Below are 7187 nucleotides of genomic sequence, written 5' to 3'. Positions count from 1 at the left end.
CGCCTACATTCATCTGTCTCCGGCGCACGTGCGCGCCGCCTACGATGCCGCCCGCGACCGCCAGCGCGCCCACTAGCAGCGGCGTGGCCAGGCTGCTGGCAAGCGGGCCAGAGCTGTTTGAAAGCTACTGTGCCGCGTTGGCCGCGCGGGGGGGCGGGGAACCGCTCGTTTCTGGGCGCTGCCCGCGCTTTTCTGGACCGCTGGCCCAACCCGCAGGGATGGGCCCAACAGCCATTACCGGTTCGGCTGTCGGCTGGCTCGGCGCTGCGGCCGCTGCTGAACTACCTGATGCTGACCGGATTTCTGCGGCCGGGCTACGACTATCTGCTCGAACGTAAGCTGTCGGCCATCCTGCGGGAGGCGCGCACCAGTCCATTGGCCACTGATGTGACCAGATTCCTTTCCGCAGCAACCGAACTGGGCTACTCGACCCAGGACGCGGCGGCGCTGGCCAGCCAGGTCGCGGTGCGAATGCTGATCCAGACCGGCCACCCGCTTAACGAGCTCAACGACGCTGCTATCGCCGAATTCGCCGCCGCGATCACCGCCCGCGAACAGGCACACGGGCGCCAGTTGCAGCACTATCGCACCGCGTTGTATGCCACCCGCGCAGTGCTGTATCACCTGGACGGGCAAGTCACCCCGACCGCCAAGAACACCGCGCACCTGCGGTGGCCCTGGCGCCGTCACTTCGCTGGTGTTCCAACCGGATTGACTGATTCGCTGGTTGCCTACCTGGAATGCGCGTCGGGCACTCGCACCCGATCGACCGTGCTGGGCATTGCCGGTTGCCTCAGGCATTTCGCCCAGTTTCTCACAGAGGTCGACCCGCCGTTGACCTCACTGGAGGGCCTGGACCGGCAACGCCACATCGAGCCCTACCTGGCCGCCGTGGCCACCGCGCGCAACCCTCGCACCGGAACGACCCTGTCGGCTTCCCATCGGCGCTTCCGGATCTTGACTGTCGCGCGGTTGATCGATGACATCAACGAATGGGGCTGGGCCGAGGCACCCGGCCGCAAACTCGTGTTCGCCCGCGATGTCCCCCGGCTGCCCAGGGCGCTGCCTCGCTACCTACCTCCGGACGCCGACCGGCGGCTATCGGCCGCGCTGCACGCCTCACCGAACCGGCTGCGCGCCGATGCGCTGCTGTTGCTGCGGGCCACAGGGATGCGCATCGGAGAGCTGTGCGACCTGGAACTGGACTGCGTGCATGAGGTTCCCGGCGCCGGGGCCTGGTTGAAGGTCCCGCTAGGCAAGCTCGACACCGAGCGGATGGTGCCCATCGACAACGAGACCCTCGAGCTGGTCGACCGGATCGTCGCGCACCGCTCGCCGGGCAAGCCGTTGCCGCATCCGCGCACCGGTAAGCCGGTGCAGTTCTTGCTCACCCACCAAGGCCGGCGCGTCTCAGTGGACACCCTGCGCGACGAACTGATTCGCTCCGCCACCAAAGCAGGACTCAAATCGGTTACACCACACCAACTTCGGCATACCTACGCCACCGCACTGATCAACTGCGGGGTCTCGCTGCAGGCGCTGATGGCCATGCTAGGCCATGTCTCGGCGGAGATGAGCCTGCGTTATGGGCGGCTGTTCGACGAGACCGTGCGCGCCGACTACGAACGCGCACTAACCCAAGCCAAAGCTCAACTCGGACCGGTGCTACCGACCCGCACCCCACTGCCCATCGCCGACATTAGCGCCGGTGCCACCGACTGGAAGGACACCCCGACGATCAAGGCCCGCATGGCCGGCGGATACTGCCTGCGCACGCCAGCCCAAGAAGCCTGCGTCTACGCCAACATCTGCGAACACTGCCCGAACTTTCGCACCGAATCGACGTACCTGCCCATCCTGGCCACCCAACGCGCCGACGCCGCCGCGCTGGCCGCCGACGCCCAGGCACGCGGCTGGGACCAGGAAGCCACCCGCCACCGCCGCCTCGTCGACCGCCTCGACCAGCTCATGAACCAAACGGACACCCCGTGACCGACGAACCCGCGATCCGCGTCGAACACGCATGCCAGCAGCTGCTCACCACCGGCGTCGCCATCACCTTTGACGCTGTAGCCGCCCACGCTGGCATCGGTCGGGCCACCCTCTACCGGCGCCCCGAACTGCGCGCCATCATCGAACAACACCGCCACGAGGGCCGCGAAGCGCTCACCCTGACCGGACTTCAGGTGCAAATCGACCAACTCCGCCTCGCCCTGGAAGCCGTCGCGGCCAAGGCGCGACGCCACGAAGAAGAACTCCGACACCTCAAACGCACCCGCTGAGACAACCCAGCGACCCGCCGCCACACCGACCCGACCCAGGATTAGCCGGATAACCCGAATCCAAGGGGATCGTGGAGCGAGCCAACCGCTATCTGGAGACCTCGTTCTTGCCGGGGCGCAGCTTCACTTCGCCGGCGGACTTCAACAGTCAACTGGGCCAATGGCTTCCGACCGCCAACGCCCCTCGGGTGCGGGTCCTCGATGGTCGTCCGGTCGACTTCCTCGACCGCGATCGAGCCCAAATGCTGGCGTTGCCGCCGGTGGCACCGGTCACCGAGACGGTGACCTCGGTGCGGTTGGGGCGCGATTACTACGTGCGGGTGGCCGGCAACCACTACTCCGTGGACCCGCATGCGATCGGACAGCTCGTCGACGTGACCACCACCTTGACTCAGGTGGTGGTGACCCGAGCGGGGCGCGTGCTGGCGGCTCATGACCGCTGCTGGGCGGTGCGACAAACGCTGACTGATCCCACCCACGTCGCGACTGCCGCAGCGTTGCGTCGACAGTTCCAAACCGGCCCACCACCGGTGGCAGGTGATCACCCGGTGCGTGATCTGGCCGACTACGACCGCGCGTTCGGTGTCGACTTCACCAGCAACACAGTCACTTCCGATGGCAAGGTGGCGTGATCATGGCCGAGGACCCGATCAAATCCGTCCTGCATTACGCCCAGGCCCTTAAGGCGCCGCGCATCCGCGAGTCCGCTGCCCGGCTGGCCGAGCAAGCCCGCGACGCCAACTGGACTCACGAGGAGTATCTGGCGGCGGTGCTCTCCCGGGAGGTCGCCGCCCGCGAGGCCTCCGGTGCGGCGACCCGCATCCGCTCGGCGGGGTTTCCGACGCGCAAATCGTTGGAGGACTTCAACTTCGATCATCAACCGGCCTTGAACCGGGACGTGGTCGCCCACTAAGGCACGGGCGCGTTCCTGGCCAAGTCCCGCAACGTGGTGTTGCTCGGCCCACCAGTTATCAGCATGTAGCAACACGCCCGCATCTATGTATGCGACAAGGGGGTTGATCAGGGATTCGTCATCGTTGTTGCCGGTTTATCGGCGGGTGTTCTTCGACGTGAAGGAACGGCAACGATGGCGTATCCGGTGGCGGTGGTTCCGGCGGGCGGGCAGCGGACCTGGACGGTGCTCGGGGAGGACTACGCGACGGTTGGTCCGGTTGAGGAGTGGATCGAGGCGCATCGCCACTTGTGGTCGCCGAACACGGTGCGCGGCTATGCGACCTCGCTGGCGCAGTGGTGGAGTTTCCTTGAGCAGCGCGGGCAGACCACGGACTGGGGTGATGTCGGGGTCCCGGCGGTCAGCGCGTTCCTGTCTTGGCTGCGCAACGGCCGCACAGTGGAGCACAGCCTGGCCGCAGCGGAGCAGCCTCCGACTCCGGCGACGTTGGAAGTGCGTCTGGCGGCATTGATTTCGTTCTACCGGTGGCACCACGTGGTAGCTGGGGTGGCGGTGGCAGGCCGGTTGCTGCGCGGAACTGCGCGGCGGCGCCCGGCACGGGCGTTATTGGCGCATCTGGATGGGCGCTGCGAGCCGGCGGCGTCATCGTTGGTGCGGGTGCGCCGCGGCCGCAACCCGGACCGCCCGCCGGTGCTGCTTCCCAAGCAGATCCAGGCGATCCTGGATGGCTGCGCGGTCTTCGACCCTGAGGTTGGGGCGTGGCGCGGGAATCTGCGCGACCGCTTCTTGTTCGCTTTGCTGGCCGAGACGGGGATGCGGCTGGGCGAAGCCTTGGGGTTGCGGATCGGTGAATTCGTGCTGGGCCGCGGCGGCAGTGCCTGTGTGGAGATCGTGCCCCGCGAGGACAACCCAAACGGGGCACGGGTCAAGATGATGCGACCGCGGCGGGTGTATGTGGGCGCGGATCTGGAACGGCTGTTCGCTGACTATCTCACTGATATCGCCTGTCGGGCAGCAGAATCCGGTGTTGTCTTGACTGAGCAGCACCCACTGCTGGTCAATGTGGCACGCCCACCGCTGATGGCGGCGCTGCGTGAGACGACGGTGCGGGAGAAGGTCGCAGCCCTGCGGCGGCGCGGGATGGGCCCGTCTGACTGGACGCCGCATTGGTTTCGCCACACCCATGCCAGTGCGCTTTTGCTGGCTGGGACACCGGAGTGGGTGGTCTCTCGGCGGCTGGGGCATGCCCATGTGCAAACCACCCTCGATCTTTATAGCTGGGTCCGCGAGGACGAGGCGCTGCGGGCAGCGGCGAACTGGAACTCCTATGCCAGCGGCTGGCGGGTGGATCAGTGAATAGCGGGCGGCGCCGGTCCCAGCATCTTCGTCCGGCCAGTGCGCAGGACCCGATTTGGCGGCTGTGGGGGGCACTGCCAGTGCAGTGGCGGGGCCCGGTGCTCGGCGAGGGCATCAGCGACTGGGCATCGATCACCGAGAACGATTGGGCGCGACTGGATCTGAGCGGGCTACCCGAACCGTATGCGGCCGAACTTGCCTGGATGGCGCACTGGCAGGCCTGCGACGGCACCCGAGTGTCGGTGCTGGCGATGGCCCAGCTGGCTCACATCGTGCGCCACGCAGCGGGCCAAGGCCACCGGGTGCCGGCGTCGATCCGCCAGATGGATTGGGAGGCGGCCTATGAGTTGCAGGGCTGGTACTACGCCAATTACCGGCGGCGGTTGCCCGGAGGCCAAAGCCACCGCCGGCTGCGGATCGTGTTCGGATTCGCCCGTCAGGCGCTGATCGCGGCCTGCCACGACGGGCTGTGGTGGCAGCTTGACGACTGGCATCCCCGCTGCGATCCGCGGATCCCACTGACCAACCGCGAACCGGTCGCCAACTACGGTTGCTCACCCGGGCAGATCAGCCAGCCCTGGCTGCGGGCAGCGGTCAAATGGCATCTGGGCACCATGCTCGAATCTGGTGCGCTGCGCTGGACCAGCGTAAGCCAGGAACGGATGCCCAGCTTGCGGCGCTTCGACAAGTGGCTGAGCACCTGCTTCGAAGACCCGACCGATATTCTTGGCGATCCAGCAGCGGCCGTCGAGCAGGCTGCAGGGTTCGCCCGCTGGACCGCGCAGCGCCGCAACCGAGCCACCCGCGCATCCGACACCCGACACCTCGGCAAGGCCGTGCCTGCCCGCTCGATCAACGACGACCTACGTGCGGTCGCCGGGCTGCTGGAGTTCGTGGCCGCCAACCCCGGAGAAGCACGCCGAGTACTCGGCGCAGGCCCCTGGCAGCAGGTCAGCACCACCCACGCCGACAGCTGGTTCGGCCGAGTCAGCCGCATCCCCCACCAGCGCGAGTTCAATGACGCCCACTACGTCGACGACCACGCCCTGGCCCAGATCACCGCTGCGCTGCCGCTGATCGGGCTGCCGCGAACCGAGTCGATGACGATCACCCGCGGGGATGGCACCACGATTACCGCCGACGGGCTCGATGACCCGCAAGTCATGCGGATGATCCTGCTGCAGATCCTGACCGGGCGGCGCGCCAGCGAGATCCGCACCTGCGACTTCGATTGCCTCTCAGCTGCACCCAACGCGGCAGGTGACGGTGACCAGGATCTGGCACTGGCGAGGTTCCGCTACGCACAAAGCAAGATCGACGTGGCGCCCGACACCATCCTCGTCGACCGTGAAGTCACCGAAGTGATTGCCGAACAACAACAGTGGATCCGCGACCACACACCCAGCGGGGCCGGACGATTTCTGTTCGTGCAACGCATGGCCAACCGTCGCGGCGACAAGGTCTACCCACCCGGCAGCAACAACTGGGTGCTGCGCATCTTCAGCGACATCGTGCAGATCACCGACGCCAAAGGCCGCCCGGTACGGCTCAGCCACACCCACCGGTTCCGCCATACCCGCCTGACCCGGCTGGCCGAACTCGGGCTGCCCGTCCACGTGCTGCAGCGTTACGCCGGGCACGCCACCCCCACCATGACGATGCACTACATCGCCGCCCGCGACGAACACGCTGAGCAGGCGTTTTTGGCCACCGCCAAACTGCGCGCCGACGGCACCCGCATCCAGCTCTCCAGCGACGACCATGACAGCCTGCACCTGTTCCGCCGCGCTGACCGGTTTCTGCCCAACGGCTGGTGCATGCTGCCCCCGCTGCAGGCCTGCGACAAAGGCAACGCGTGTCTGACCTGCTCAGTGTTTGTCACCGACGCCACCCACCGCCACGTACTGGACCGCCAACTACACGACACCGCCGAGCTAATCGAGCGCGCCAGAACCGAATTCGAGCAGCGTCACGGCCACCCGATGCCCGACGACAACGTATGGCTATCCCAGCGCCGCGCCGAACACGCTGCCCTGGCTCGGCTGCTTGACACGCTCGATGCCGCTCCGGCCCAGGCCAGCCACGGCGCGACACCCACCTGCAACAGACCCTCCGGAACAGTCACGCTGACGCTGGACCCCATCCGCCGCAGCAGGAGCAGCCGATGACCGACTCCCGTAACCGCCGTATCACAGCGCTAACTGAAGCAGCGAAAACCAAGTCCCAGAACAAAACCCGCGATGCCGAACACGCCATCCGTCGGCTGGCTAAACGCGGCGAGGCCATCACCTTCCAGGCCGTTCAACGCGAAGCCGGGGTCTCTCACGCCTTCCTCTACAACCATCCCGAACTGCGTCAACGAATCGAGCATCTGCGCGGCACCCGTGCGCGGAAGACCACGCCCGACGCTCCCGTCGACAGCGACAACACCCTGGTCATCACCCTGACCCGCCAGATCGCAGAACTGAAAAAACAACACCACCAGCAACTGCAAGCACTCCGCGATGCCCTGCGCCGGGCACACGGCGAGAACCTCGACCTGCGCCGTGAACTCGCCCGCCGCGGCCTCCAGCCATCGTCCAACGTCGCATCAATCGCAACAACGTCCTGACCAGCACAAACACGGCTACTTTGCA

Annotated in this window: 6 protein-coding genes and 1 pseudogene; all 7 read left to right on the top strand. The window is 66.8% G+C overall.

The genetic code is table 11. The features are described from left to right. Positions 1-129: 129 nt before the first annotated feature. The gene (locus BST40_RS20355) at positions 130-1992 is read left to right on the top strand and encodes a tyrosine-type recombinase/integrase (protein WP_198929563.1); all 1863 of its coding nucleotides are present in this window, start codon (positions 130-132) and stop codon (positions 1990-1992) included. Next, the gene (locus BST40_RS20350; RefSeq protein WP_075549900.1) at positions 1989-2282 is read left to right on the top strand and encodes a hypothetical protein; all 294 of its coding nucleotides are present in this window, start codon (positions 1989-1991) and stop codon (positions 2280-2282) included. The genes BST40_RS20355 and BST40_RS20350 overlap by 4 nt, the downstream gene beginning before the upstream one ends. Positions 2283-2353: 71 nt before the next feature. Beyond that, complete coding sequence (locus BST40_RS20345) at positions 2354-2914, top strand: Mu transposase domain-containing protein (RefSeq protein WP_241780378.1); 561 nt, start codon at positions 2354-2356, stop codon at positions 2912-2914. 2 nt (positions 2915-2916) lie between these two features. Further along, positions 2917-3192 (top strand): annotated as a pseudogene (locus BST40_RS20340) (ATP-binding protein); the annotation flags it as partial. 177 nt (positions 3193-3369) lie between these two features. Beyond that, a complete protein-coding gene (locus BST40_RS20335) occupies positions 3370-4551 on the top strand; it encodes a tyrosine-type recombinase/integrase (protein ID WP_075545217.1) in 1182 nt (393 codons plus the stop codon). Further along, positions 4548-6719: a tyrosine-type recombinase/integrase gene (locus BST40_RS20330; protein WP_075545216.1), complete on the top strand. Its 2172-nt coding sequence runs from the start codon at positions 4548-4550 to the stop codon at positions 6717-6719. The genes BST40_RS20335 and BST40_RS20330 overlap by 4 nt, the downstream gene beginning before the upstream one ends. Beyond that, positions 6716-7162 (top strand): DUF6262 family protein, encoded by a 447-nt coding sequence (locus tag BST40_RS20325; RefSeq protein ID WP_083155282.1) that lies wholly within the window; start codon positions 6716-6718, stop codon positions 7160-7162. Before BST40_RS20330 ends, BST40_RS20325 begins: the two co-directional genes overlap by 4 nt. Positions 7163-7187: the final 25 nt, after the last annotated feature.

This window comes from Mycobacterium persicum, from assembly GCF_002086675.1.
Taxonomy (GTDB): domain Bacteria; phylum Actinomycetota; class Actinomycetes; order Mycobacteriales; family Mycobacteriaceae; genus Mycobacterium; species Mycobacterium persicum.
Note: the sequence above shows the minus strand (reverse complement) of the source record. Positions and strands in the feature narration are given on the sequence as shown.